We start from the raw sequence: 26,472 nt of genomic DNA, 5'->3' as shown, positions 1-26,472 counted from the left end.
CCCGACTGGGTTTCCTCCGGATGAACAGGAACGCGCCCGTCGACCGGCTGGCGCAGTACCGCGTTCAGGATCCAAGAGACCTATACACTTTGCGAAAGGCCACCATTATTGCATTTCGCGCGTTACCTGGGTCACCCAACCCCGCCTGAAATCAAAGATTTCAACGTGTTGGGAGATGCTGGATAGTTCAGGCCCTTTGCGAGGCGCCTCAGCCCATCACCGTGGTATAGGTGCCCTCGCCGGCCAGAATGCCCCGGAACCCGCCCGGCTCGTCCAGCGAAAACACGATAAGCGGCATGTTATTGTCCCGCGTCAGCGCGATCGCCGAAGCGTCCATCACCTTGAGGTTCTTGGTCAGCACTTCGTTGTAGGTGATCCGGTCATAGCGCTTGGCATCGGAGTTGGTCTTGGGATCGCTGTCATAGATGCCGTCTACCTGCTTGCCCATGAAGATCGCCTCGCAGGCCATCTCGCTGGCGCGCAGCGCGGCGGCGGTGTCGGTGGTGAAATATGGGTTGCCGGTACCCGCGGCAAAGATGCAGACCCGCTTTTTCTCAAGGTGGCGTACTGCGCGGCGGCGAATATAAGGCTCGCAGACCTGATCCATCGGAATGGCCGAGATCACGCGGGTGAACACGCCCAATTCCTCCAACGCCGATTGCATCCCCAGCGCATTCATCACCGTGGCCAGCATGCCCATGTAGTCAGCGGTGGTGCGCTCCATGCCCTGGGCCGACCCCTGCAGCCCGCGAAAGATATTGCCGCCGCCAATGACCATGCAGATCTCGACGCCCATATCATGAACCGATTTGACCTCTTCGGCGATGCGCTGCACGGTGGGCGGATGCAGGCCGAACCCCTGATCCCCCATCAGCGCCTCCCCCGATATTTTCAGCATCACCCGATTGTATTTGGCTTGCGTCACGAATTCGGGGGAAAGAGAGGTCATGTTGCGCTCCGCTGCGGCACCAGTGTAATTGCGGCGCAAAATGGAGCAAAACGCAGCGAGGTTCAATGCGGGTCAGGCACCAGACAGACAGGAAATTGCAGCAATGTCGGGCCGTCACATGAGGCTTGCCGCGCAACTACCTGACATCCCCGAAGGTTTGCCGGTTCTGATCGCCGGTCCAACCGCCTCAGGCAAGTCGGAGCTGGCGCTGCAGATCGCCGAGAGGCATGGCGGAGTGATCGTCAATGCTGATGCCAGTCAGGTCTATGACTGCTGGCGCGTCATCACCGCGCGCCCCTCAGCCGACGAAGAAGCGCGCGCGCCGCACCTGCTCTACGGCCATGTGCCCTATGATGTGGCCTATTCAGCGGGTCACTGGCTGCGCGAAGTGACGCCTCTGCTGACCGGCCCGCAGCGCCCGATCATCGTGGGTGGCACCGGGCTCTATTTCAGATCACTCACCGAAGGCATGGCTGACATCCCGCCAACGCCGCCCGAAATACGCGCCAAAGGCGATACCTTGCCCCTTGAGGCGCTTCTGGCCGGGCTGGACGTGGACACCGCGCAAGGGATCGACCGGCAAAACCGCGCGCGGGTACAGCGCGCCTGGGAGGTGCTGCGCGCCACCGGACGCCCGCTGGCCGCATGGCAGGCCGATACCTCTGCCCCGATCCAGCCTCTCGACCAAACGGTGCCGATCGTGATGGAAAACGACCGCGACTGGCTGCTGGACCGAATCGCCCGCCGCTTTGACGCGATGCTGGCGGGCGGCGCGCTGGACGAGGTGGCCGCAATGCGCGCCTGCTATGATGCTAACCTGCCCTCCTGCAAGGCCATCGGCGTACCCGAGATCATCGCCTATCTCGACGGCAAGATTGATCTTGAGACCGCCCGCGAGCGCGCCACCGTCGCGACGCGGCAATTTGCAAAACGTCAGCGCACGTGGTTCCGGGCGCGGATGGCAGGCTGGCATCGGCTGCGACCCGACCTCTGATCGCCGCGCGCTGGTTGTCCGGCCCCCGCATTCATGCTGTAATTATGGTGATGACAGGGTGTCCCACCGGGTTGGCTGCATGGCGAGCGACGAGAATTTGGCAAACGAAGTCCGGCTGCTGAGCCTGCCCCAGCTCGCGCCGCTAGGGCGCTGGCAACTGGACCTGCCCCATGACCGGCCCGAACACCTGCTGCTGTGGATCACCCGCGGTCAGGGCGTGGCGCTGTTTGACGGCGCGCGGGCGGGCATCGGAACGCATAACGCCATTTTCGTTCCCGCACGGCAGCTTCTGGCCGTTGATCTGGGACGGCAGTGTTTCGGTCAGGCACTGGTGCTGCCCGTGGGCAGTGCGCCCTCGTTGCCCGATCGCCCGGTCCATCTGCGGGTCCGCGACGTCACCACGCAGAACGAACTGGCCGGGTTGCTGGACGCGATCACCCGCGAACAGGACAGTGGCAAGAGCTTGAACTCAAAGGCGGTTCTGGCCTATTCCGAGCTCTCCGCGATCTGGTTACAGCGCGTGATCGAGACTGAACCCGCCTCACCCCGCGCCAGCGCCGCGCGGCGATTGGCACGCCGCTATTTCGACCGGCTGGTGCACGGCCATGCCACCGGCGCAAGCATGGCCGACCACGCCGAAGCGCTGGGCGTGACACCCACCCATCTGACGCGAGTCTGCAAATCGCAAACCGGACGCACCGCCGCGGCCCTGCTGACCAGCCGCGTCCTGCACGAAGCACGCGCCGCCTTGGTCCAGAGCAACCGCCCTGCCAGCCACATCGCCAAAGACCTCGGTTTCAGCAGCGCGGCCTATTTCACCCGCTTCATGCAGCACCATACCGGCCTTGCCCCATCAGCGATCCGCCGCAGCGCGGCATAAGCCCTGCCTGCAGGTCGTCCAAGCCGGGCTTTGCCCGAAAGTCGTTTTTTAATCATCCAGATGTCGTTTTTGAGCCTCGAAATGGCGAAACCAATCGTTGACGCCCGGGATTTTCTGTTGCCGTATATTGATATGGGGAGCTTGAAAGGACCATCGCGCCTACGGCGCGCCGCAGGGTAGTCTCTGGCGTAACATCCGGCGCAACTGCTCCCGACCACAATCAAAAACAAACTCACTCACGGGGAGAACCAAATGACCAACAAGACACTGACTGGAAAACCGGTGCACCCGGCGGCCGAGATGCACGCCCAGGAATATCGGGACGGCAAGCTCAGCCGCCGCGAATTCATGGCTCGCGTGACCGCCCTTGGCGTCGCCGTGCCTGCTGCCTACGGCATGATCGGACTGGCCTCGCCAGCGCAGGCCCAGGAGCCCGAAAAGGGCGGCACGATCCGCTACCAGATGGAAGTGCGGGGCCTGAAAGATCCGCGCACCTACGACTGGACCCAGATTGCAACATTCACCGCCGGCTGGCTGGAATACCTGGTCGAATACAACAATGACGGCTCGTTCAAGCCGATGCTGCTTGAAAGCTGGGAAACCAATGACGATGCGACCGAACACACTCTGAACGTGCGCAAAGGGGTCAAGTGGAACAACGGTGAGGATTTCACCGCTGATGACGTCGCGCGCAACATCACCATGTGGTGCGATGGCACCGTCGAAGGAAACTCGATGGCGTCGCGGATGTCGTCACTGGTTGATCCGGAAACCAACAAAGCTGCGGACGGGGCGATCACGGTGGTTGATCCTCATACGGTGAAGCTCAAGAGCAGCGCACCTGATATCACGATCATTCCCGGCATGTCGGATTATCCGGCTGCGGTGGTGCACAGCAGCCACGAGCCGGACAATATGCTTGCCAATCCAATCGGCACCGGCTTCATGATTCCTGAAAGCCACGAAGTTGGCGTCAAAGGGGTTCTGGTTCGAAACGAAGGCCATGACTGGTGGGGCTATGCCGCAGGCAAGGGCGGTTATATCGACCGGATCGAATTCATCGACTACGGCACCGATCCCGCGGCCTTCCTGGCGGCTTACGAGGCCGAAGAAATCGACATGAACTGGGAGTCGGTGGGCGAGTTTGTCGACATCTTCGATGGTCTCGGCCTGACGCGTTCGGAAATACCCTCCGGCTTCACCATTGTCATTCGCCCCAATCAACTGGCTGAAGACGCCGACGGCAACAAGATCTACGCCGACCGGCGGGTGCGGCAGGCGCTGGCCATGGCGGTGGACAACGAGGTCTGCCTAGAGCTTGGCATGGCGGGTTACGGCATCCCGGCAGATAACTGCCATGTCGGACCGATGCATCCCGAGTTTGATTCCACGGTCAAACGTCTTCCCTTTGATCCGGAGCGCGCAAAGGCTTTGATGGACGAGGCCGGTATGGGAGATTATGAGCACGAGGTTCAGTCAATTGATGATGACTGGCGCCGCAACACGACTGCGGCTGTGGTTGCCCAGCTCAACGATGCGGGGATCAAGGCGCGCCATACTGTGCTGCCAGGATCGACCTTCTGGAACGACTGGACCAAATACGCGTTCTCGTCGACAAACTGGAACCACCGCCCGCTTGGAACCCAGGTTCTCGCGCTGGCTTATAAAGGTGGCGAAGCGTGGAACGAATCCGGGTTTGCGAATGACGAATTCGATGCCCTGCTGGCAGAAGCGAACTCGATTGCCGATGTGGACCAGCGCCGCGAGGTGATGGGCAAACTGCAAGGCATCATGATCGACGAAGGCGTGACCATCCAGCCTTATTGGCGGACGGCAATGCGCCACCACCGCGACAATATGGTGGGCGTCGAAAAACACATCGCCGACCTGCCGCAAATCTATAAGTTTGGCCTCATCGGCTAAACGCAAAAACAAACAGGCCGCGCCCCCGGGCGCGGCTTTTTCGTCCATCAGCGGCGAACAAAAATAGCGATGCGCGAGGCCTGAATAGCCTCGCACCGGCCACCAACAGGGGCACACATGGGACTATTCATTTTAAAGCGTGTCGGCGTCATGATCCTGACTGCGTTATGCCTGACATTCCTCGTCTTCTTTCTGACCAACCTCTACCCAAACCTTGAAAAGCTCGCCAAGACGCAGGGCAATTTCCGGATGTCGGACGAGCAGGTCAGCAGTTTCCTCGAAAAGGGCGGCTATCTTCAGCCAATACCGATCAAATACGGTGAATGGCTTGGTATTCTGCCCTCTTACCGGCACACCAATGAAGATGGCAGCGTTCAGGGGCGGTGCATCCTGCCCGGCAAGACGGCAGAGGAATCGCCAGAATTCTGCGGCATCCTGCAAGGTTTCTGGGGCTATTCGACAGTCTTCAAGGATGAGGTCTCCAGCGTCGTCTCAACACGCTTGGCGCTGACCGGCAAGCTGATGTTCTGGGTGATGTTGCTGATGGTCCCGTCAGCGCTGTTGCTTGGCATTCTGGCGGGCATGAAGGAAGGGTCAAAAACCGACCGGACCTTGTCGACCTTCGCGATCACCACGACGGCAACACCGGAATATGTGTCCGGCGTGATCTTTATCGCGGTCTTTGCCTCCTCCGCTGTTGGGTTGAAATGGTTCAAAGGGACCGCAACCTCAGCGATGGAAAACGCCACGTTCGAGAATTTCTTTTTGCCGGTGCTGACCATCTCGCTTTACGGGATGGGCTATATCGCGCGGATGACGCGCGCCTCGATGACCGAGGTGATGACGGCGCAATATATCCGCACCGCGCGGCTGAAGGGCGTCAGCTTTTCCAACATCGTGATGAAACACGCGCTGCGCAACGCGCTGATCGCCCCCTTCACCGTCATAATGCTGCAGTTCCCATGGCTGCTGAACGGTGTGGTGATTGTCGAGACACTCTTCAACTACAAGGGTTTTGGATGGGTGCTGGTACAGGCGGCGGGCAATAACGACATCCAGCTGTTGCTGGCGGTGTCGGTAGTGTCGGTCATTGTGGTGCTGGTGACGCAGCTGATATCGGATATCGGCTATGTCTACCTGAACCCACGTATTCGAATTGCTTAAGGGAGGAGATTGAGCATGGAACCTCTCACGACATTCGAAATCATTGCCCGCATGTTTTACCAGTTCACCTCGGTCTGGGTTGCGCTGATCTTGCTCTTTGCCGTCTCGATGGCGTTCAAGCGGCGGCTGGGGCTTTATGGCAAGCTGTATGACAGCCCCATCGGCATGGTCGGCTTCGGCCTTGTCATGTTCTGGGTCTTTACCGGCATCTTCGGTGCGATGGACCTGATCGTGACACAGGATGCGCTGGCGCAGGTCTCGGGCATGAAGAACAAGGTGCCGGGTACGCCGGTCAGTGGTGCTGAAGAGGGCCAGTATGGCTGGTATCTGCTGGGCGGCGACAATCTGGCGCGTGACGTGTTCAGCCGGATGGTCAAAGGGGCCTGGATCGTGGTGCAGATCGCACCTCTGGCGACAGTCTTTGCCTTCATGGTGGGGATCACGCTGGGCCTGCCCGCGGGCTATTATGGCGGGCGGCTGGATACGCTCCTGTCCTTCTTGTCGAACCTGATCCTGGCCTTCCCGGTGATCTTGCTGTTCTACCTGCTGGTCACGCCCGAGATCGTGGCAACCGGTGTGCCAAGTTACATGGCGACGGTGCTGTTCGTCTTTCCCATCGTGTTTCTGGCGGTGCTACTCAACTCGCGGTTCTACACACAGCCGAAGTTCCGGACACCACTGCTGATAGGCGTGCTTGGAGTTGCCATCTGGCTATATCTGTCGCTGATTTCCAATGACGGCGCGATCGTAGCAACCGACACCTATTGGATACCGGGAATCCCCGGCATTCTGGATCTGTTCGATATTCCCGGCGGTGTGTTGGTGGTGTTCGTCTCGGTGGTCTTCGTCAACTCGCCCACGGTGTTCCGCATCGTGCGTGGCCTGACGCTGGACATCAAGACGCGCGATTATGTGGCCGCCGCGCAGACCCGCGGCGAAGGCCCGTGGTACATCATGCTATGGGAGATCCTTCCCAATGCGCGTGGGCCGCTGATCGTCGATTTCTGCCTGCGTATCGGCTACACCACGATCCTTCTGGGAACCCTGGGTTTCTTTGGCCTAGGTCTGCCGCCGGAAAGCCCGGATTGGGGCTCGACCATCAATGAGGGGCGCAAGCTGCTCTCTGTTTACCTGCACCCAGCTCTGCCCCCTGCGCTGGCGCTGCTGACCATGGTTCTTGGACTGAACCTGCTCGCGGACGGGTTGCGGGAAGAAAGCCTGAAGGACTGATGGAAAGGGCGGACCGGGGGTGCTGACCCCGGTCCCCAAACCGATTTTAGCCAGATGAAGGGGTTCCCCTGACTCTCGCGAGGAGATGACAAGATGAACAAACTTGCGGAATATGACGGGCCCATTCTGGAGATCGACAAGCTGTCGATTTCCTTCTTCACTCGGTTGCGCGAAATTCCGGCGGTGATGGATTTCTCGGTCACGGTACAGCCCGGCGAGGCCGTCGGTCTGGTAGGCGAATCCGGTTGCGGCAAATCCACCGTGGCACTGGGCGTGATGCAGGATCTGGGCAAGAATGGACGTGTCGTTGGCGGCACGATCAAGTTCAAGGGCCGCGATCTGGCCCAGATGAGCCCTGAAGAGCTGCGCGACATTCGTGGCAATGAAATCGCGATGATCTATCAGGAGCCGATGGCGTCACTAAACCCGGCCATGAAGATCGGCAAGCAACTGATGGAAGTGCCGATGATCCACGAAGGCGTGAGCAAGGAAGAGGCTTACGCCCGAGCACTGGAGGTGGTCACCGATGTGCGCCTGCCAGATCCCGAACGGATGCTGAACTCGTTCCCGCATCAGCTTTCGGGTGGGCAGCAGCAGCGGATTGTCATTGCCATGGCGCTGATGTCGAAACCCGCACTATTGATCCTGGATGAGCCGACAACGGCGCTTGATGTGACGGTCGAGGCGGCGGTGGTCGAACTGGTCCGTGATCTGGGCAAGAAATACGGCACTTCGATGCTGTTCATCAGCCACAATCTGGGGCTGGTTTTGGAAACCTGCGACCGGCTCTGCGTGATGTATTCCGGCGAAGCGGTTGAGCGCGGCTCGATCAAGGATGTGTTCGACGAGATGCAGCACCCTTACACGCAGGCGCTGTTCCGCTCGATCCCGCTGCCGGGCGCTGACAAAAACGCGCGTCCTCTGGTGGCCATTCCGGGCAACTTCCCCCTGCCCCATGAGCGTCCATCGGGCTGCAATTTTGGCCCGCGTTGCGACTATTTCGAAGAAGGCCGCTGCGACAAACAGGACATCGTGATGGAGGCGGTGCCCGGCAATGACCGGCATCATACGCGCTGTCTGAAATACAAAGAGATCGACTGGAACGCGCCGATCACCTTGGGTGAGCAGAAGGAAAAGGGTGAGGTTGGTGATGTTGTTCTGAAGATGGATAATCTCAAGAAATATTACGAAGTGGCCGCCAATGCGCTGTTCGGCGGCGGGCAGACCAAAGTGGTCAAGGCCAACGAGACGCTGAGCTTTGAGGCCCGCGAATCCGAGACGCTGGCCATTGTGGGCGAATCCGGTTGCGGCAAGTCGACCTTTGCCAAGGTGCTGATGGGGTTAGAGACGGCCACGGACGGGCAGATCCTGCTCGACAACCGCAATATCGAAAGCGTGCCCATCGAAGAACGCGACACCAAGACCGTCTCAGAAGTGCAAATGGTGTTCCAAAACCCGTTCGACACGCTCAACCCCTCGATGACCGTGGGGCGGCAGATCATCCGGGCGCTGGAGATTTTCGGAATCGGCAACTCTGAGGCCGAGCGCAAGAAGCGCATGCTGGAATTGCTTGACTTGGTGAAACTGCCCCGCGCCTTTGCCGACCGGATGCCGCGGCAACTGTCGGGCGGCCAGAAACAGCGTGTCGGCATTGCCCGCGCCTTTGCAGGCGACGCACGGATCGTGGTGGCGGATGAGCCGGTCTCGGCGCTAGATGTGTCGGTGCAGGCGGCGGTGACCGACCTGCTGATGGAAATCCAGCGCGAGCATAAGACCACGCTGCTGTTCATCAGCCATGACCTGTCCATCGTACGCTATCTCAGCGACCGGGTGATGGTGATGTATCTGGGTCATGTGGTCGAACTGGGCTCGACCGATCAGGTCTTCAGCCCGCCCTACCACCCCTATACCGAGGCGCTGCTAAGCGCGGTTCCCATCGCCGACACTTCGATCGAGAAGGAACATATCGTGCTGGAGGGTGACATCCCCTCGGCCATGAACCCGCCGCCGGGCTGCCCGTTCCAGACCCGCTGCCGCTGGAAATCCGAAGTCAGCGGTGGTCTGTGCGAAAAGGATGTGCCGTCGGTCAAGACTCTGGCGGATGGGCATCAGGTCAAATGCCACTTGTCCGACGAGGTGCTGGCGCGGATGCAGCCGGTCATCAAGATCGCCGCCGAATAAGAGATATCGCAAGAACAAAATGAAAGGGCTGGGCCAATTGGCCCAGCCCTTTCTTAGCCACCGCCGTCAGGACTCGGCAGCGACAGTTTGACCTCATGGCCTATTCAGCAGGCTCTTGTGACATTGTTGTTGGGATCCCGGCCCTTTCGCGCTTGCCGTCATTGTAGATCGCCTTGATCAGTGCAAAGCACTGCAGGACCATCACCACCGAGAACGGCAAGGCCCCGATCACCATCGCGGTCTGGATCGCCTTCAGCCCCCCCACCAGCAGCAATGCTGCCACCACGGCCCCAAGCGCAACACCCCAGAAGATGATGTGCGGACGGGCTTTTGGACCTTCGTCGCCAGCGGCATTGATGGTGTTTACGATCAGAACGGCACTGTCTGCTGTGGTCACCAGATACGTCATCAGCAGAACAACGATCATCACCGACATGGCCCAGCCGAGGAACGGTGCAAGCATGTACTGCACCATGGCAAAGATCTTATCGCCATCCGGCGCGCCCTTGATGATGCCATCCGCGCCATTCAGTTCCAGATCAATCGCGGTGCCACCAGCCCATGTGAACCAGACAAAGCACATCAGTGACGGTACGATCATCGCGCCTAACACGAATTCGCGAATGGTCCGACCCTTCGAGATACGCGCCAGGAACAGGCCCACAAACGGAGCGAACGCAATCCACCAGGCCCAGTAGAACACCGACCAGCCACCCTGCCAGCCTTCCAGCTTCGAGGCAATGCTGTCAGGGTTGCCGTCACCCGACCAGACACGGAACATCATGTCCGGCAATGCGATCATGTAATCCCACAGTCCCAGGAACAGCGCCTGCAGCCCGAAGAAGGTCGAGCCGAAGACCAGGAAAAACGCAAGCAGCGCGATGCTGAGCACCATGTTGATGTTCGACAGCCACTTGATGCCCTTGCCAACTCCCGACAGCGCCGAGGCGGTCGAGGCGGCCATGATGACCACGATGGCGATCAGCACACCGGCGGTGTTGGCGGTGCCTTCGGCATTGGTCAGCCCGCCGATCCCGATCCGGGTCAGGCCGGCAACGAACTGCTCGACGCCGAAACCAAGCGTCTGCGCCACGCCAAGGATGGTCGCGACTACGGCGACGATGTCAACGATATGGCCCAGAGACCCTGAAAGGCGCGCGCCAAAGAGCGGCGTCAACGACGACCGCATGGTCAGGGGCAGACCACGACGATAGGCGAAGAAACCCAGCGCCAGACCGGCAAGCGCATAACAAGCCCAGGCCCCAAGCCCCCAGTGCAGAAAGGACCACTTATAGGCCATCCGGATATTGCCTTCGGTACTGCCTTCGGTAATGCCCTGAATGACCTCGGGGTTGTTGGTCCAGTGATACATCGGTTCGGCCACGGCCCAGGTCAGCATCCCCACCCCGATCCCGGCCCCGAACATCATGGAGAACCACGAGAAATTCGAAAACTCTGGTTGATCGCTATCGAGCCCCAGCTTCAGCCTGCCTGCCGTCGGCCAGATCGCAAAGGCGAGACAGCACAGAACAAAAAGCGCCACGGTCCAGATATACCACGCGCCGAACGACGCCAGGATGAACGCGTTGATCGAGTTCAGGACAGCGCCCGACTGCTCGGGAAACGCGATGGCCCAGATCACAAGGCCACCGATCGCCAGCTTGGACGAAATGGTGACGATGTGGCTGAAACCCCGATAAAAACCTTCATCGGCCACGCCGATTGGCAGGTCTGTTAAGGGTGGTTTGATTGACATGTAACTTCCCTGTTCTGTTCGCTGTTTTTTGTTCGCGTTGTTGAGTTGACGCAAATTCTTCACATCAGCGGATTTTATTGACAGTCGGGTACCCTTTTGCAGTAGTAAATTGTTTATGACTGACATTAGCAGAGTTAATAGGAAACTTGGCCATTCGCTGGTCGCGCTGCATGCGTTCGAGCTGGTCGCACGGTTCGGAAACCTCTCGGGCGCGGCCGAGGCGCTGGGGGTGACGCAATCCGCCATTTCGCAGAAGATCAAGGGGTTAGAGGTTGAGCTGGGCGTCGCCCTGTTCAATCGCGAGCATCGCGGCGTCACCCTGACCAACGAAGGCGCGCGCCTGCTGAAAGTGGTTCGACCCGCCATGACGCAGATGGGCGCCTCGGTTGCCGACTTGCTGGAGCGCAAGTCAAAACCGCGGGTGCGCATCTCGGCGGATTTTGCATTCGCAACCTTCTGGTTGCTGCCGCAATTGTCGGACCTGCGCGACGAGCTGGGCGACGAGATCGAGATCCAAATCCTGGCCTCGCAATCCCCACCCGACAAAAGCGCCGAGGACTGGGATATCAATATCCACGTCCAGTCCTTCAGCACGATCGGCAAAGGAGAGGTCGCACTGCTGCGCGAGCGGGTCGCCGCCGTCTGCAGCCCGGATTTTCTGGCTCGGAATGGCCCGATCCCCTCTGTCGCGGATCTGCTGGACCTGCAGTTGCTCAGCCTGTCCAAGCCGCCATCGGCCCATTGGCAGACATGGCAGGGATGGTTCGAAGGGCTGGGGATCTCGGGCGCGCGGTCCAAAAACTATATCAGTTTCAACAATTACGACATGGTCACCCAATCAGCGATTGCCGGGAACGGCGTTGCGCTGGGATGGCTGGGTCTGGTGGACGGGCTGATCCAGCAGAACCTGTTGGTGCAAGCCACCGAGGATGTGGTGGTCAGCAATGCCGGCTACGTCATGTCGCGCGATCATTCCAGCACGCGGCGCGGACCAAATCTCGTCTTTGAATGGATCAAACAGCGCGCCGCCAATCCAGTTACCCGGCCCGCGCTCTCCGTGGCGCAGCTCTGACACCACGGTCCTACTGCTGCGGCGGGCTCTGGCACGCACTGCCGCACTGCATACTTTCCTCAGGCTCGACCAGATGTTCGTACTGCGCATCGGTCAGGGTTTTCAGGAACGCCACCAGTGCATCAATGCGCTGATCGTCCAGCGCAGGCGCGTCGGTTAATTCCTTGATCGAGAGTGTCGGCGCCACCTCGGGATCACGCCACGGCGCGCCAGTTTCCGGGTTGACCTGCCGGGCCGCCGCCTTGGTGTTGTATTTGTTGTAGAACAGCACAACCGTGCGCAGATCCTCGAAGACGCCATTGTGCATGTAAGGCCCGGTCACCGCGACATTGCGCAACGTGGGCACGCGAAACTTGCCCTCTTGCGCCGGGTCGTCAATCGTCGGATTGGCCAACAGCCCGGCATCGGCCAGATCAGCGGGCACACCGTTATGGGCGCGCACCGCCGTATGGGTGGGCACGCCGACATTGTGGTATTCGTGGTTGGTAAAGGTCTCGCCCGGGTCGATCTCGCTGCGCTTGAGCTTGTGGCACTGGTTGCAGTTGCTGAATTGCTCCGAAAAGAACAGCAGACGGCCCAGTTCTTCGTTCTGGGTGAGTTGGTATTCCCCCTTGAGAAACCGGTCATACTTGCTGTCGAAGGGTGCGAAGATTTCGGTACGTTCAAAGGCGGCGATGGCCGAGGTCATCGCCGCATAGGCCGCATCCGTATCATCAAACACTGTATCGCCGAACAGGCCGCGCATTGCACTCACGTAGTCAGGGTTTTCGACCAGTCGCGCCACAACCGCAGCCTTGTCGCGCATACCCATCTCGATCGGATTCAGCGGTGGTCCGCCGGCCTGATCCTCCAGCGTGGCGGCGCGCCCGTCCCAGAACAGCCCCCCGACCCAGACGCCATCCTTGGTGCGGTGCAGGCCCGGTACAAGTGCCGCATAAGTGGCAGTTGGCGCGTTGCGGTCGCCCAGCGAGTGCCCGTCATCGCCCAGCGACACGGCCCGGCCCAGACCGGTTTCGCGCGGATCGGCAAAGCCCGCCGCGGGATCATGGCAGGTGGCGCAGGACTGGGTCCGGTTGGCCGACAGGTTGATGTCGAAGAACAGCGCCTCTCCAAACGCCTCGAGCCTGTCGGGAGGGTCGGCGTGAACTGCCCCGGCGGCAAGGCCGAAGAGCGCAGCAAGGAAGAGCGGTCGCATTTGAGTGGCCTCCGAAGCGCTGGATCATTGGCTTCGGCATACCAGATAATTTTAATCAGGATTTGATTCAACGCAAACTTGCGTCACCCGCCCCAGATCTTTTTTACGTAATTCTTGGTTTCTTTATAAGGTGGCACGCCACCATGTTTTTGCACCGCTTTCGGCCCTGCATTGTACGCGGCCAGCGCCAGACGCCAGGATTTGAACTCGCGGAACTGGATCGACAGGTAGCGCGCGCCGCCATCGAGGTTCTCATAAGGATCATGCGGGTTCACACCAAGCGAGCGCGCTGTTTGGGGCATCAGCTGCGCAAGGCCCAGAGCGCCCTTGTGCGACTTGGCCCGCGGGTTCCAGTTGCTTTCCTGCTGCACGAGACGCAGAAACAGCTCTTCCGGGACATTGTAGCGCCGCGCGGCATCGCGCGCCATGGCGGTGTACTGGCCGCGATACTTGCCGGTATAGCGCTTGTCGAAACTGCTATGCGCCGAGGGCGGGCGCAGACGGACCGAGTTCTCGTACTGGCTGGCGCCGCGCGAATCGAGAAACTTCGCCTGGTTCTTGAACAGGTCTCTGCGGTTCTTGGTTCCGAACATGTCCGCCGCCGCCGGCACTGCCGACAACACAACACACACAACAACAAGTCCCGATACAAACCTGCGCATACTCACTGCCCGTCAACTACACCTCGACGCGGGACTATACATATTCCAAAGGAAATTGGAAGGCATCCGCCCTGTCGGCAGCCAAGGGTGTGACCTTGGAAGATTGCAACGTCTGTATATGGTATTTTAAGCCTGCTGCGGTCCGTATAGGGTCACCGGGACGGATCGCGCAGATTCGCGACACCAAGACAAAACAACAGATGGGGAAAGCCATGGCAGGCTCGGTCAACAAAGTCATTCTTATCGGAAATCTGGGCCGCGACCCCGAGGTTCGGTCATTCCAGAACGGCGGCAAGGTCTGCAATCTGCGCATTGCCACGTCTGAAAACTGGAAAGACCGCAATACCGGTGAACGGCGCGAGCGGACCGAATGGCACTCGGTCGCGATCTTCAACGAAGGCCTGGTCCGCGTTGCCGAGCAATATCTGCGCAAGGGATCGAAAGTCTATATCGAGGGCCAGTTGCAGACCCGCAAATGGCAGGATCAATCCGGTCAGGACCGGTATTCGACTGAAGTTGTGTTGCAGGGCTTTGGCTCGACACTGACCATGCTGGATGGCCGTGGCGAAGGCGGCGGTGGTGGTGGCGGTGGTGGTGGCCAAGGCGGCGGTTACGGCGGTGGCTATGACAGCGGGCCGCAGGGCGACAGCTATGGCGGTTCGCGCGGCGGTGGCGGAAGCGCCCCTGCCCCGGCCTCCGGCGGGATCGACGATGACGAGATCCCGTTCTAGGACCCGACAAAGGTGACTTGGTCCTTCCCGATAGGCCGTCTACTGGGATCGGAACTCAGGGTTCATGTCACGTTCTTTCTGCTGATCGCCTGGGTCGGGCTTTCGGCTTATGACAGCGGCGGCGCGTTTGGCGCCGCCTGGAACATCCTGTTCGTTCTGGCACTGTTCGCCTGCGTTGTGGCCCATGAATTCGGCCATGCACTGATGGCCCGGCGCTATGGCATCCGCACCCCCGACATCACCCTGCTGCCGATCGGCGGTCTGGCCCGGCTGGAGCGGATGCCCGAAAAACCGGGCGAAGAAATCGCAGTGGCCCTGGCCGGACCGGCAGTGAATGTGGTGATCTTCGCGCTGCTGTTCCTGCTAGGCGCGCGGATCGGACCCGATACGCTCAGCGGGGTCGAAAGCCTCAGTTCCGGTTTCTGGAGCCGTCTGGCGCTTGTGAACCTGTTTCTTGCGGTGTTCAACATGATCCCGGCCTTTCCGATGGATGGCGGGCGGGTGTTCCGCGCGGTTCTGAGCTTGTGGATGGACCGGGCAATGGCCACGCGGGTGGCGGCGCTCACCGGGCAGGGTCTGGCCATCGCTCTGGGGTTTTATGGGCTCAGCGCAGGCAGCCCGGTCATGGTGCTGATCGCGGTCTTCGTTTTTTTTGCGGCCGGTGCGGAAAGTCAGGATGTCGCCATGCGTGCGGTCTCGCGTCGATTGGTGGCGCGTGACGCAATGATCACCAGCTTCGAGACGCTGACACCCGAAGATACCCTGAATTCGGCAGCCCAGGCAGTGATACGAACCACGCAGCACGAGTTCCCGGTGGTCGACACAACAGGCGCGTTGCTGGGCTTTGTGACCCGCGCCGGGCTATTTGCCGCGCTGGCGGGCGATCAGCCCCGCACGACCCCGGCCAGTTCGGTGATGGAACGGAACATTCCCCGGGTTGCTCTGACCGCCAAGCTGGACACCGTGCTTGCCGCGCTGCATGAAGGCGCCCCGGCGGTTGCCGTCTGCGCCAGCAACGGCATCATGCTGGGCTATATCACCCGCGAGAATGTGGGCGAGCTGATGGTGATTCGAGGCAGGTGAATTTTTTCAACGGCTTGCAAGAGCATCTTCAATCACCAAACGCACCGCGTCGGCGGGCACGTCCGAGGTGACAAAGGCCTGACCGATGCCGCGCGCCAGAATGAAACGCAGCTGACCGTCGATCACCTTCTTGTCCTGAGCCATCAAGTCCAGCAGCGCCTCGGCCCCGGGCAGATCGCCGGGAATATCGGCCAGATCGGTTTTCATCCCCATCGCCTTGAGATGCGCGCGGACCCGGCTGGGATCCTCCTGCGCGCACAGCCCCAGCCGCGCCGACAACTCAAAGGCCAGCGCGCAGCCGATGGCAACGCCCTCGCCATGCAACAACCGGTTGGAATAGCCGGTGGCCGCCTCCAGCGCGTGGCAGAAGGTGTGGCCAAGGTTGAGCAGCGCGCGGTCGCCCTGCTCGGTCTCGTCACGGGCCACGATATCGGCCTTCATCTGCACCGAACGCGTCACCGACTGCACCCGTGCGCCCATGTCGCCCGCCGACAGGGCCGGTCCGTTGACCTCAAGCCATTCGAAGAACGCCGCATCCCCCAACAGACCATATTTTACCACCTCACCATAACCGGCGATGAAATCACGTGGTGTCAGGGTCTGCAGGACCGAAGTATCGGCCAGCACCAGCGCGGGTTGGTGAAAGGCACCGATCAGGTTCTTGCCCTGCGGTGCGTTGATACCGGTCTTGCCGCCGACAGAACTGTCCACCTGCGCCAGCAGCGAGGTCGGGATCTGCACGAACCGCACGCCCCGGCGCAGCACCGCTGCCGCAAAACCCACCAGATCGCCGATCACACCGCCGCCCAGTGCCACGACCACATCGTTGCGCTCGACCTTCTCACCCAGCAGCCATTCTACCGTGCGTTCGAAATGCGGCCAGCTCTTGGTTGCCTCTCCGGCGGGCAGCTCCAGCGAGACCATCTCGATCCCCGCCGCAGCCAATCCGGCGCGCAACCCTTCAAGATGCAGCGCCGCCACCTGATCGTCCGAGACCACCGCCACACGCGGCCGCCGCAGCATCGGCGCGATCCGCGCGCCTGCCTTTGCCAGCAGGTCCGGGCCGATCACAACATCATAGGACCGGTCGCCCAGGTCCACATAAACCGTTTCTTGCATTCAGTTCAGTTCCAACACGTCGGGTCGGGTCTCTAGCACCCCGATCACCCGATCCACCATCTGTTCGATCGCAGCATCGCCATCCGACGCCACGCTCAGGTCCGACTTGGCATAAAGCGGTACCCGCACCTGATAAAGGGCGGCCAGCGTCGCGCGCGGATCGCCTGTTCTGAGCAGCGGGCGGGTATCTTTATGCTTTACCCGGTTCCACAGCACGCCAAGCTCGGCATTCAACCAGACCGACACGCCGCGCGCGGAAATCATCGCGCGGTTGGCCTCGGACAAGAACGCGCCGCCCCCGGTCGAAAGTATCCCGCGCTCTTCCTCCAGAAGCCGGCTGATCACCTGGCTTTCCTTGGTGCGAAAGAACGCCTCGCCATCACGAGCGAAAATTTCGGGTATTGTCATGTTGGCGGCTGATTCGATCTCGGCGTCGCTGTCCAGGAAGGGGACTGCAAGACGCTGCGCAAGCGCCCGGCCCACAGCGGTTTTTCCGGCGCCCATCATGCCGACCATGACTACCGTCTTGTGCAGCCGCCATACGCCATGCAAAGGAGATTTGGCCAGGTTGTGCTCAATTTCGCTCATTTGCCCTTGAATGACGTGATCTTGTGAAAAAGGCTAGGTATAACTTGCGGCAAAACGACGAAAAGAGGCAGTACGGCTATGGGGCGTCTGATAAAATTCTTGGTTTACGTGATCTGCCTGTGTTTCCTCGGGTTGATTGGCTATGCCTATCTTGGTCCGTTCTTCGGTGTGGATTTCAGCGCCCCGCAGAGCGAGGTGCGACAACCGGTGACACTGGATGCGAAATAGACTTGCGCTGGCCCTTGCCGCGCTGCCGGTGTTGGCATCGGCGCAACATCCACTATCCGCGATCGAGTGGCTGAACGACCCGCCGTCGGTGATGCTTCCGGGCACGGTGCTGATGGAACCGCCCGTGACCACAGTGGGGCGGCAGCCCGAGATCGCGGTACGCCCACTGGATACGCCCAGCCCCGCAATCGGGCTGGTGCCGTCTGCGGTGACCGGCCTTCCGGTGGACCTGTGGCGCGGCAGCGATCCCGTGCGACTGGCGCAACTGATCGCGCAGGTGCCGGTGCGCAACGCGCCTGCGATGCAGAAACTTCTCTATTCGCTGCTGCTGACCGAAGCGACGGCCCCCGCAGGTACCGGCGCCGAAGAGATCCTGCTACTCGCCCGGCTCGACCGGTTGCTGGATCTGGGCGCGACCGATCCGGCGCAGAACCTGGCGCAGGTGGCCGGGGCGACCCGGAATGCCGACCGCTTTCGGCGTTGGTTCGATGCGACACTGCTGACTGGCGATGAGGATCGCAGCTGCGAGGTGCTGGCCGCAGCGCCCCATCTGTCGCCCGGCTATGGCGCGCTGATCTTCTGTCAGGCGCGCCGAGGCGACTGGCCGACCGCCGCCGTGACGCTGGAGGCCGCCCATGCGCTTGAGCTGCTTGAACCTGAACGGCTAGACCTGATGGACCGGTTCCTCAGCCCCGACCTGTTCGAGGGCGCACCACCTCTGCCCCGGCCCGATGTGCCCGACCCGCTGACATTCCGCCTCTATGAAACGATCGGAGAGCGGTTGCCGACCGCGCCGATGCCGCGCGCCTTTGCCACCGCCGACTTGCGCGATGTGGCCGGTTGGAAGGCGCAACTGGAAGCCGCCGAGCGGCTGACAAGAATCGGCGCGCTGACGCCGAACCATCTGCTGGGGCTATATACCGAACGCAAAGCCTCGGCCTCGGGCGGGGTCTGGGACCGGGTGGACGCCCTGCGACGGTTCGACAAAGCCCTGCAAAGCGGCAGCCCCGAGGCGGTGACCAAAACCCTGCCCGCTGCCTGGTCCGCCATGCGCGAGGTCCAGCTTGAAGTTCCCTTTGCCGAACTGTTCTCCGAGCAACTGGGCCAGATCGCACTGACCGACCCCGATGCCACGCGCCTGACCTGGGAGATTGCGCTGCTTGCGGGGGCACGGCCACCGGCTTCGGACGGGGCGGCGGCCTCGCTGTTTCTGGTAGCGCTTGCCAATGGCAATCCGCGCGATCTGACCGCGCCGGACACCACGGGTCAGGCTATCGCCGAGGGGTTCGCAACGCCGCCGCTGCGCCCCGAATTGCAGGACATGATCAATGGCGGACGATTGGGTGAGGCCATTCTCGAGGCGATGATCCTGTTCGAGGACGGCGCCAACGGCAACACTGCCGATCTGACGGCGGCGATCGCGCTGTTCCGCACGGTGGGCCTGGAAGACACCGCACGGCAAGCGGGCCTGCAGCTGATGCTGCTGGATCGGGGGTGACCATGACGGCGCCGCAGACACAGGACCTCTGGATATCCAGCTTTCTCGAAGCACAAGCTGCGGAACTGGGGGCCGCCACCAACACACTGCTGGCCTATGGGCGTGATTTACAGGATTTTTCCGGCTGGCTGACCCGCAATAAACTCGATTTCGCCCAGACAGAACGCGAGCAGGTCGAGGCCTATCTGATCGATTGCGATGCCGAGGGTCTGTCGCGCGCCACCCGCGCCCGGCGGCTGTCGGCGATCAAACAGCTCTATCGGTTCGCGTTCGAGGAAAGCTGGCGCAGTGACAACCCGGCCATTCAGATCCGCGGTCCGGGACGACAGAAATCGTTGCCCAAGACGCTGGAGGTGGTCGAGGTCGACAGGCTGCTGGCCGCCGCCCGCGAGACCGGGCGCGGCAAAGCCGACCGCGTGCGCAACACCTGCCTGATGGAACTCCTCTATGCGACCGGCATGCGGGTGACCGAACTGGTGTCGCTGCCGGTCTCTGCCGCACGCGGCGATCCGCGCATGCTGCTGATCCGGGGCAAGGGCGGCAAGGAACGCATGGTGCCGCTGTCCCCACCCGCCCGCGAAGCGCTCGCCGTCTGGCTGACCCTGCGCGACGAGACCGAGGACGCGGGCGCCACCAAGGGCAGACCCCGCTCGCTTTTCCTGTTCCCGTCGCGCGGCAAGCTGGGGCATCTGACCCGGCACCGTTTCTACCTGTTGATCAAGGAACTGGCTGTGGCGGGCGGCGTGTCCCCCGCAAAAGTCACGCCACACACGCTGCGCCACGCCTTTGCCACCCACCTACTGGCCAACGGCGCCGACCTGCGGTCGATCCAGACGCTGCTGGGCCACGCGGACGTCGCCACCACCGAAATCTACACCCATGTTCTGGATGAACGGCTGACCGAGCTGGTGCTGGATCACCACCCCCTCTCGAAGAAACCGCGTTAAGCTCTTGAACGAGCAGAACATGGTGCCCATAACGGGCAGGTATATATGATAGTCAAGGACCGATGGACCCGACCCCTTCAGTGATCGACAGCGCATTCTGGATCACCTCTGGCGCAATTCTGTTTCTTCTCATTCTTTCCGGCTTCTTCTCCGGCTCCGAAACCGCGTTGACCGCTGCCTCGCGCGGCAAGCTGCGTGCGCAGGCCGACAGAGGCTCGCGCGGGGCGCAGCGGGCGCTCGAAATCACCGATGACAGCGAACGGCTGATCGGCTCGGTGCTGCTGGGCAATAACTTGGTCAATATCCTTGCCGCCTCGCTCGCCACGGCGCTGTTCACCCGGATCTTCGGCGAAAGCGGCGTAGCGCTGGCCACGCTGGTGATGACCTTGCTGGTGCTGATTTTTGCCGAGGTGCTGCCCAAGACCTATGCGATCACCAATGCCGAAGAGGCCGCCGCGCTGATATCGCGCCCGATCAGCATCGTCGTCACCCTGTTTGCCCCGGTTGTCAGCGCCGTGAGGCTGCTGGTGCGCGGCGTGCTGCGGCTGTTCGGGGTGCAGATCGACCCCAATAGCCGCATCCTTGCAGTACGCGAGGAGATTGCCGGTGCGCTGCAGCTGGGCCATTCCGAAGGCGTGGTCGAGAAAGAGGATCGCGACCGCATTCTGGGCGCGCTCGATCTCAACGACCGGGCGGTCGAAGAGATCATGCTGCACCGCTCGAATATCGAGATGATCGACGCCGCCGCCGAGCCCGAGGCGATCCTTGAGCAATGCCTGCAAAGCCCCCATACCCGCCTGCCCGTCTTTCGCGATGAGCCCGAGAACATCATCGGCGTGGTCCATGCCAAGGATTTGTTCCGCGCCATGTATGCGCAGGTCGGCGGCGCGGGTGGCAATACGGATCAGCTACGCGATTTCGACATCTCGAAGGTTTCAAACGATCCCTATTTTGTGCCTGAGACCACGACGCTGGACGACCAGATGCGCGAGTTTCTACGCATGCGCAGCCACTTTGCGCTGGTGGTGGACGAATACGGCTCGCTGCGCGGGCTGATCACGCTGGAGGATATCCTGGAAGAGATCGTCGGCGAGATCACCGACGAGTTCGACCTGGATGAAGAGATCCAGATCCAGAAGGCCGAAGACGGCCAGTATCTGGTCGAGGGCGCGATGACGATCCGCGACCTGAACCGCGCCACCGATTGGCATCTGCCCGACGAAGAGGCCAATACCGTCGCCGGTCTGGTCATCCACGAGGCGCAGATGATCCCCATCGTGGGCCAGGTCTTTGCGTTCCACGATTTCCGCTTCGAGGTTACCGCGCGCGAAGGCAACCGGGTGACCGAGCTGAAGATCCGCCCCCTGCGCCTGGCGAGCTGAACCTCCATTAACGCGAATTCAGTGGTCACGCGGACCCGCTTGGGTCAGTTTGGCGCAAGGAGGACCCCTTATGCCAAGCCTGAAACGGAGACTCAGCGATCCCGCGCGCCGGCTCACATCCGCGATCTGCACCATCCCGTCCGCAATCGTGACCCAGGCCCTGGCGGCATCGGGGATGGATTTCGTGATGATCGACATGGAACATGGCGCAGTGGATCATGGCAGCTGCCACGCGATGATCGCAGCCACCGCCGGAACTGAGTGCGCCCCGCTGGTACGTGTCGCCGAAAATGATACCGCACAGGTCAAGCGCGTGCTCGATATGGGGGCCGAAGGGATCGTCTTTCCGTTGATCCGCGATGCCGAGGATGCCCGTGTCGCCGTTGCCAGCCTGCGGTACCCACCGCGCGGCACTCGCGGGTTCGGGCCGTTCATCGCGCAGTCCCGCTGGGGCACCTCCCTGACCGGTTATCGCGAGGAGATCGAGGATCATCTGGTCTGCTGCCTGCTTATCGAAACCACCGAAGCGGTCGAGAATATCGATGCGATCTGCGCGGTCGACGGGATCGACCTGCTGGTGGTGGCCGCGTTTGACTTGACCACCTCACTTGGAGTCAGCGGCCAGTTCGACCACCCCGATTACCTGCGCGCGCAACAGATCATCGAAGAGGCCGCGCTGCGCGCCGGACTGCCCCTGGGTGGCGCTGCGCTGAACGCGACGCAGGCCGCGGCGCTGTTCGAACGCGGCCACCGGGTCATCGCCGGCTTCGATGTGTTGTGGCTGAAACAGCAATCGTCCGAGATGGCTTCGTGGTGCGCGGACTGACCGACACGACACGGTGATGTCGCAATCCGGACAGCCCGTGAGATCAACGCCGCCCAAACTGACCTCAAAGACTGGAGATTAGTGCATGAAAACCACCACCAGAGTGGCCGTAATTGGCGGCGGCGTCGTCGGCTGTTCCGTTCTCTATCACCTGACCAAGCTGGGCTGGTCGGATGTGATGCTGCTGGAACGCTCTGAGTTGACCTCCGGGTCCACATGGCACGCGGCAGGCGGGTTTCACACGCTGAACGGCGATACCAACATGGCCGCGCTGCAAGGCTATACCATTCGGCTCTACAAGGAACTCGAAGAGATCACCGGCATGTCCTGCGGGCTGCACCATGTAGGCGGGGTGACCCTGGCCGACAATCAGGACCGGTTCGACATGCTGCTGGCCGAACGGGCCAAGCACCGCTTCATGGGGCTGGAAACCGAGATCGTCGGACCCGATGAAATCCGGAAGATCGCGCCCGTTACCAACATGGATGGTATTCTCGGCGCGCTTTATGATCCGCTGGATGGGCATCTGGACCCATCGGGCACCACCCATGCCTATGCCAAGGCTGCGCGCATGGGCGGCGCCTCGATCGAGACCCACTGCATGGTGCGCGAGACCAACCAGCGCCCCGATGGCAGCTGGCATGTGGTCACCGACAAGGGCACGATCAATGCCGAACATGTGGTGAATGCCGGTGGCCTCTGGGCGCGCGAGGTTGGTGCCATGGCGGGCATCTACTTCCCGCTGCACCCGATGGAGCACCAATACATCGTCACAGATAACATCCCTGAAATCGAAGCGATCGTCGATGGTGGCGGCGAGCATCCCCATGTGATGGACCCGGCGGGCGAAAGTTATCTGCGTCAGGAAGGCCGGGGCCTGTGCATCGGGTTTTATGAACAGCCCTGCAAGCCCTGGGCGGTGGATGGCACGCCCTGGGAATTCGGTCATGAGCTGCTGCCGGATAACTTTGACAAGATCACCGATAGCATTGAATTTGCGTATAAACGTTTCCCTGTTTTGGCCGAGGCCGGAGTGAAATCGGTGATCCACGGGCCCTTTACCTTCGCGCCCGACGGCAACCCTCTGGTCGGCCCGGTGCCGGGGATGCGCAACTATTGGTCGGCCTGCGGTGTGATGGCCGGTTTCAGCCAAGGCGGCGGCGTGGGTCTGTCACTGGCGCAGTGGATGATCGAGGGCGAGCCCGAGCGCGATATTTTCGCCATGGATGTGGCCCGTTTCGGCGACTGGATCAGCCCCGGTTATACGCGGCCCAAGGTGATCGAGAATTACCAGAAACGCTTCTCAGTCTCCTACCCGAACGAGGAACTGCCCGCCGCACGCCCCAACCGCACCACGCCAATGTACGATATCTTCAGCGATCTCGGCGCGGTCTGGGGCCAGCAATACGGGCTGGAGGTGGCGAATTACTTCGCCCAAGGTGCAGAACCGGCTTATGAAACCCCGTCTTTCCGCCGCTCGGACGCATTTGACGCAACAGCCCGCGAGGTGCGCGCCGTGCGCGCGGGCGTCGGCATCAACGAGGTCCACAATTTTGGCAAATACAGGATAAGGGGCGACGGCGCACGGGCCTGGCTCGACCGGATCATGGCGGGGCGCGTTCCGCAACCCGGCCGCCTGTCGCTGACCCCTATGCTGTCACCGAAAGGCAGGCTGATCGGGGATTTCACGATTTCCTGCCTGAATGAACGTGACTTCCGGCTGACCGCCTCCTATGGCGCGCAGGCGTTTCACATGCGCTGGTTCCGGCAACATGAAATGGACGGCGTAAACATCGATAATATAACTGATACCTGCAACGGCTTTCAGATTGCGGGTCCGCGCGCGCGCGACGTTCTTGCCGCCTGCACCCGCGATGACGTGACCAGCCTGCGCTTTCTCGATGTGCGACGCATGGTGATTGGCATGACGGACTGCATCGTACAGCGCGTCAGCTATACCGGCGATCTGGGCTACGAAATCTATTGCGACCCGATGGCCCAACGGCAGCTCTGGTGGACGCTGTGGCAGGCGGGACAGGATCACGGCATCACACCCTTCGGGATGCGCGCGATGATGAGCCTGCGGCTGGACCGGTTCTTCGGCTCGTGGATGGCCGAGTTTTCGCCCGATTACACGGCGGCGGAAACCGGGTTGGATCGGTTTATCTCTTTTGGGAAAGATGCTGATTACATAGGCAGAACCGCTGCAGAAACCGAACGTAAAGCCGGCCCTGCGCGCCGTTTATGCGCTTTTGAGGTCGCGGCGCAGGATGCCGATGTGCACGGCTATGAGCCGATCTGGCTGGAGGGTGCGGTGGTCGGGTTCTGCACTTCTGGCGGCTATTCGCATCATGCTGAGACATCCATTGCCCTGGGTTTCTTGCCCAGCGAGCGTGTTGCAGCCGGTCTCGCGGTCGAGATCGAGATACTCGGGCAGATGTGCAAGGCGCGGGTTCTGAAGCGGCCGCTCTTTGATCCCGACGGCACCCGCCTTCGCGGGTGACAAAGCCGCACGCGGTGGCCATGGTGGCGATATGACCACGATCCCGATCATCCTGCTGGCCGCCGGGGCCTCGAGCCGCATGGCTGGCGCCGACAAGCTGATGCGCCACATCGACGGTGAACCCCTGTTGCGGCGCACGGCCCGCCGCGCGCTCGGCATCGGGCCGCTTTATGTCGCCCTGCCACCCGCCCCGCATCCGCGCCATGGAGCACTTGCGGGACTTGATGCCCACATCATTCCCGTACCCGATGCGGCAGAAGGGATGAATGCGAGCCTGCGCCGCGCAGTTTCCGCTCTGCCACCGTCTGCACCTGCGGCGATGGTGCTGCTGGCCGATCTGCCGGATATAACCGAAAGTAACCTGGGAGATGTCCTTCAAGCCGTTGATCTAAAATCTGATACCCTGATCTGGCGCGGCGCGACCGAGGCCGGAAAACCCGGTCATCCCGTGATCTTTTCCCGTGCACTATTTCCCGAACTCCTGACCCTAACCGGGGATGCGGGCGCGCAGAGCGTGGCCCGGTTACACGCAGAGCGAACCGTTTGCGTGCCCTTGCCCGGCAACAATGCGCGCCGAGATCTGGATACGGAAAAGGATTGGTCGGATTGGCTGGCCTGCCAATGACGCCTCGGATCAGGTCATGAGGCGCAGATCGGGCCCGTCGCCCGTAGCGGGCGCACGGACCGGAGCGGCACTTTGGCGGGTTTTGAGTGCCGGAAACAGCTCATAAAGCTCGTTGCGCTGCGCGTTGCCGCCCCCAACCCCGGTGCGGGACGGGTCGGCGGGCTGAAAGCATTCGCTCCAGGCGCCGTCCGACAACACCACCTCATGGGTGTCAAAGGCGATATGGATATAGCTGACCTCGGACATCTCGGCCCGCGAGATACCGACCAGACCGGTCAGAAACTTGGCCGCTGCCAGCGCCTCGCTCTCTTCGAAATAAAGCGCGGTCCGGTCGTTGGCGACCAGTACCCGGTGGTTCGGACTGACCAGCATGTCGCGTTCGGGCAGATCGAAATCCAGCGCCCCCGCACGAATCAGAACGGGTTGCAGATGTTCGGCCCTGGCCATCTGATGTGGCCAGACCCGCCGCCGACCGGTCCAAGACAGTGTCCGAATACCATTGTCGCGAGTCACCACGCGGTCGCCGGCATGCAATTCTTCGACCCTTCGCTCGCCCTTGGGCGTGGCAATCAGGGTTCCGGGTGTAAAACAGGACACACGATACTCACTTTCACAACTCAACCATGTTCAGGGCGGGGTCGCAGATGCTGGCAATACAGGCACCAGTTCCGCCATCCTCAGACACTATTCTGAACCATCGTTAATCACAGGCCGACCAGCAACACGGCCCGGCCTCACAAAATGCGACACCGGGCCGGAGAGCGTTGCCGAACGGGCATACTGCCCGCCAACATCCTCTCCGGCCCGGCACCTCATGAAAGTTGTGTCAGTTGCGCCCCCAGCTCGAACACCATAGTCACCAGCGACAGCCGCAAGGCTGTCCCCCTCTCCGATGACACTCTTTACGGTCCCCACACCACTCAAAACGGCATTTCT

23 protein-coding genes are annotated in these 26,472 nt (G+C 61.4%); 16 read left to right on the top strand and 7 right to left on the bottom strand.

What is annotated here, in order from left to right; genetic code table 11:
* Nucleotides 1-208: 208 nt before the first annotated feature.
* The gene (gene pyrH / locus AB1E33_RS00295; RefSeq protein WP_372575261.1) at nucleotides 209-949 is read right to left on the bottom strand and encodes a UMP kinase; all 741 of its coding nucleotides are present in this window, start codon (nucleotides 947-949) and stop codon (nucleotides 209-211) included.
* Between the two features lie 118 nt (nucleotides 950-1,067).
* On the opposite strand from pyrH, the gene miaA reads away from it, so the two are divergent.
* From miaA to AB1E33_RS00265, 6 genes are all read left to right on the top strand, one after another.
* Complete coding sequence (miaA, locus tag AB1E33_RS00290) at nucleotides 1,068-1,943, top strand: tRNA (adenosine(37)-N6)-dimethylallyltransferase MiaA (RefSeq protein ID WP_372575942.1); 876 nt, start codon at nucleotides 1,068-1,070, stop codon at nucleotides 1,941-1,943.
* A 58-nt stretch (nucleotides 1,944-2,001) separates the two neighbouring features.
* Nucleotides 2,002-2,823: an AraC family transcriptional regulator gene (locus tag AB1E33_RS00285; protein ID WP_372575260.1), complete on the top strand. Its 822-nt coding sequence runs from the start codon at nucleotides 2,002-2,004 to the stop codon at nucleotides 2,821-2,823.
* A gap of 252 nt (nucleotides 2,824-3,075) precedes the next feature.
* A complete protein-coding gene (locus AB1E33_RS00280) occupies nucleotides 3,076-4,746 on the top strand; it encodes an ABC transporter substrate-binding protein (protein WP_372575259.1) in 1,671 nt (556 codons plus the stop codon).
* A 117-nt stretch (nucleotides 4,747-4,863) separates the two neighbouring features.
* Nucleotides 4,864-5,910 carry an ABC transporter permease gene (locus AB1E33_RS00275; protein WP_372575258.1) on the top strand — a complete coding sequence of 349 codons (1,047 nt, stop codon included), beginning with the start codon at nucleotides 4,864-4,866 and terminating at the stop codon, nucleotides 5,908-5,910.
* Between the two features lie 15 nt (nucleotides 5,911-5,925).
* Nucleotides 5,926-7,140: an ABC transporter permease gene (locus AB1E33_RS00270; protein WP_372575257.1), complete on the top strand. Its 1,215-nt coding sequence runs from the start codon at nucleotides 5,926-5,928 to the stop codon at nucleotides 7,138-7,140.
* Nucleotides 7,141-7,233: 93 nt separating this feature from the next.
* Nucleotides 7,234-9,321, top strand: coding sequence for a dipeptide ABC transporter ATP-binding protein (locus AB1E33_RS00265; RefSeq protein WP_372575256.1), 2,088 nt, complete (start codon nucleotides 7,234-7,236; stop codon nucleotides 9,319-9,321).
* A gap of 100 nt (nucleotides 9,322-9,421) precedes the next feature.
* Here AB1E33_RS00265 and AB1E33_RS00260 read toward each other — a convergent pair whose 3' ends face one another.
* Nucleotides 9,422-11,077, bottom strand: a complete 1,656-nt coding sequence (locus AB1E33_RS00260) for a BCCT family transporter (protein ID WP_372575255.1) — start codon at nucleotides 11,075-11,077, stop codon at nucleotides 9,422-9,424.
* A 115-nt stretch (nucleotides 11,078-11,192) separates the two neighbouring features.
* Here AB1E33_RS00260 and AB1E33_RS00255 point away from each other — a divergent pair, with 115 nt between their 5' ends.
* Nucleotides 11,193-12,149, top strand: coding sequence for a LysR family transcriptional regulator (locus AB1E33_RS00255; RefSeq protein WP_372575254.1), 957 nt, complete (start codon nucleotides 11,193-11,195; stop codon nucleotides 12,147-12,149).
* A 10-nt stretch (nucleotides 12,150-12,159) separates the two neighbouring features.
* Here AB1E33_RS00255 and AB1E33_RS00250 read toward each other — a convergent pair whose 3' ends face one another.
* Together AB1E33_RS00250 and AB1E33_RS00245 are read right to left on the bottom strand one after the other, a co-directional pair.
* Entirely contained in the window at nucleotides 12,160-13,344 is a 1,185-nt protein-coding gene (locus AB1E33_RS00250; protein WP_372575253.1) for a cytochrome-c peroxidase, read from the bottom strand.
* A gap of 83 nt (nucleotides 13,345-13,427) precedes the next feature.
* The gene (locus tag AB1E33_RS00245; RefSeq protein ID WP_372575252.1) at nucleotides 13,428-14,006 is read right to left on the bottom strand and encodes a lytic transglycosylase domain-containing protein; all 579 of its coding nucleotides are present in this window, start codon (nucleotides 14,004-14,006) and stop codon (nucleotides 13,428-13,430) included.
* 212 nt (nucleotides 14,007-14,218) lie between these two features.
* Here AB1E33_RS00245 and ssb point away from each other — a divergent pair, with 212 nt between their 5' ends.
* Nucleotides 14,219-14,737, top strand: coding sequence for a single-stranded DNA-binding protein (ssb, locus tag AB1E33_RS00240; protein ID WP_372575251.1), 519 nt, complete (start codon nucleotides 14,219-14,221; stop codon nucleotides 14,735-14,737).
* 12 nt (nucleotides 14,738-14,749) lie between these two features.
* Nucleotides 14,750-15,820, top strand: coding sequence for a site-2 protease family protein (locus tag AB1E33_RS00235; RefSeq protein WP_372575250.1), 1,071 nt, complete (start codon nucleotides 14,750-14,752; stop codon nucleotides 15,818-15,820).
* Nucleotides 15,821-15,826: 6 nt separating this feature from the next.
* On the opposite strand, the gene aroB is transcribed toward AB1E33_RS00235, so the two are convergent.
* Together aroB and AB1E33_RS00225 are read right to left on the bottom strand one after the other, a co-directional pair.
* A complete protein-coding gene (gene aroB / locus AB1E33_RS00230) occupies nucleotides 15,827-16,939 on the bottom strand; it encodes a 3-dehydroquinate synthase (RefSeq protein ID WP_372575249.1) in 1,113 nt (370 codons plus the stop codon).
* Nucleotides 16,940-17,527, bottom strand: a complete 588-nt coding sequence (locus AB1E33_RS00225) for a shikimate kinase (protein WP_372575248.1) — start codon at nucleotides 17,525-17,527, stop codon at nucleotides 16,940-16,942. It abuts the gene before it with no gap.
* 78 nt (nucleotides 17,528-17,605) lie between these two features.
* On the opposite strand from AB1E33_RS00225, the gene AB1E33_RS00220 reads away from it, so the two are divergent.
* The 7 genes from AB1E33_RS00220 to AB1E33_RS00190 all read left to right on the top strand — a co-directional run bounded on the left by AB1E33_RS00220 (nucleotide 17,606) and on the right by AB1E33_RS00190 (nucleotide 25,536).
* A complete protein-coding gene (locus AB1E33_RS00220) occupies nucleotides 17,606-17,755 on the top strand; it encodes a hypothetical protein (RefSeq protein ID WP_372575247.1) in 150 nt (49 codons plus the stop codon).
* On the top strand, nucleotides 17,745-19,253 hold the full coding sequence (locus tag AB1E33_RS00215) for a hypothetical protein (protein ID WP_372575246.1): 1,509 nt from the start codon (nucleotides 17,745-17,747) through the stop codon (nucleotides 19,251-19,253). Before AB1E33_RS00220 ends, AB1E33_RS00215 begins: the two co-directional genes overlap by 11 nt.
* A 2-nt stretch (nucleotides 19,254-19,255) precedes the next feature.
* Nucleotides 19,256-20,200, top strand: a complete 945-nt coding sequence (locus tag AB1E33_RS00210; RefSeq protein ID WP_372575245.1) for a tyrosine recombinase — start codon at nucleotides 19,256-19,258, stop codon at nucleotides 20,198-20,200.
* A 62-nt stretch (nucleotides 20,201-20,262) separates the two neighbouring features.
* Entirely contained in the window at nucleotides 20,263-21,582 is a 1,320-nt protein-coding gene (locus tag AB1E33_RS00205; RefSeq protein ID WP_372575244.1) for an HlyC/CorC family transporter, read from the top strand.
* A gap of 70 nt (nucleotides 21,583-21,652) precedes the next feature.
* A complete protein-coding gene (locus AB1E33_RS00200) occupies nucleotides 21,653-22,408 on the top strand; it encodes an HpcH/HpaI aldolase family protein (protein WP_372575243.1) in 756 nt (251 codons plus the stop codon).
* Between the two features lie 85 nt (nucleotides 22,409-22,493).
* On the top strand, nucleotides 22,494-24,911 hold the full coding sequence (locus AB1E33_RS00195) for a GcvT family protein (RefSeq protein ID WP_372575242.1): 2,418 nt from the start codon (nucleotides 22,494-22,496) through the stop codon (nucleotides 24,909-24,911).
* Nucleotides 24,880-25,536, top strand: a complete 657-nt coding sequence (locus tag AB1E33_RS00190; protein WP_372575241.1) for a nucleotidyltransferase family protein — start codon at nucleotides 24,880-24,882, stop codon at nucleotides 25,534-25,536. Before AB1E33_RS00195 ends, AB1E33_RS00190 begins: the two co-directional genes overlap by 32 nt.
* A 9-nt stretch (nucleotides 25,537-25,545) precedes the next feature.
* Here the strand turns inward: AB1E33_RS00190 and AB1E33_RS00185 are convergent, their stop codons facing one another.
* Nucleotides 25,546-26,133 carry a Hint domain-containing protein gene (locus tag AB1E33_RS00185; RefSeq protein ID WP_372575240.1) on the bottom strand — a complete coding sequence of 196 codons (588 nt, stop codon included), beginning with the start codon at nucleotides 26,131-26,133 and terminating at the stop codon, nucleotides 25,546-25,548.
* Nucleotides 26,134-26,472 lie beyond the last annotated feature (339 nt).

Origin of the sequence: Ruegeria hyattellae, from assembly GCF_041537925.1 — a bacterium.
Taxonomy (GTDB): Bacteria; Pseudomonadota; Alphaproteobacteria; order Rhodobacterales; family Rhodobacteraceae; genus Ruegeria_C.
The sequence above is the reverse complement of the archived record's forward strand: the minus strand, read 5'-3'. Positions and strand labels throughout refer to the sequence as shown.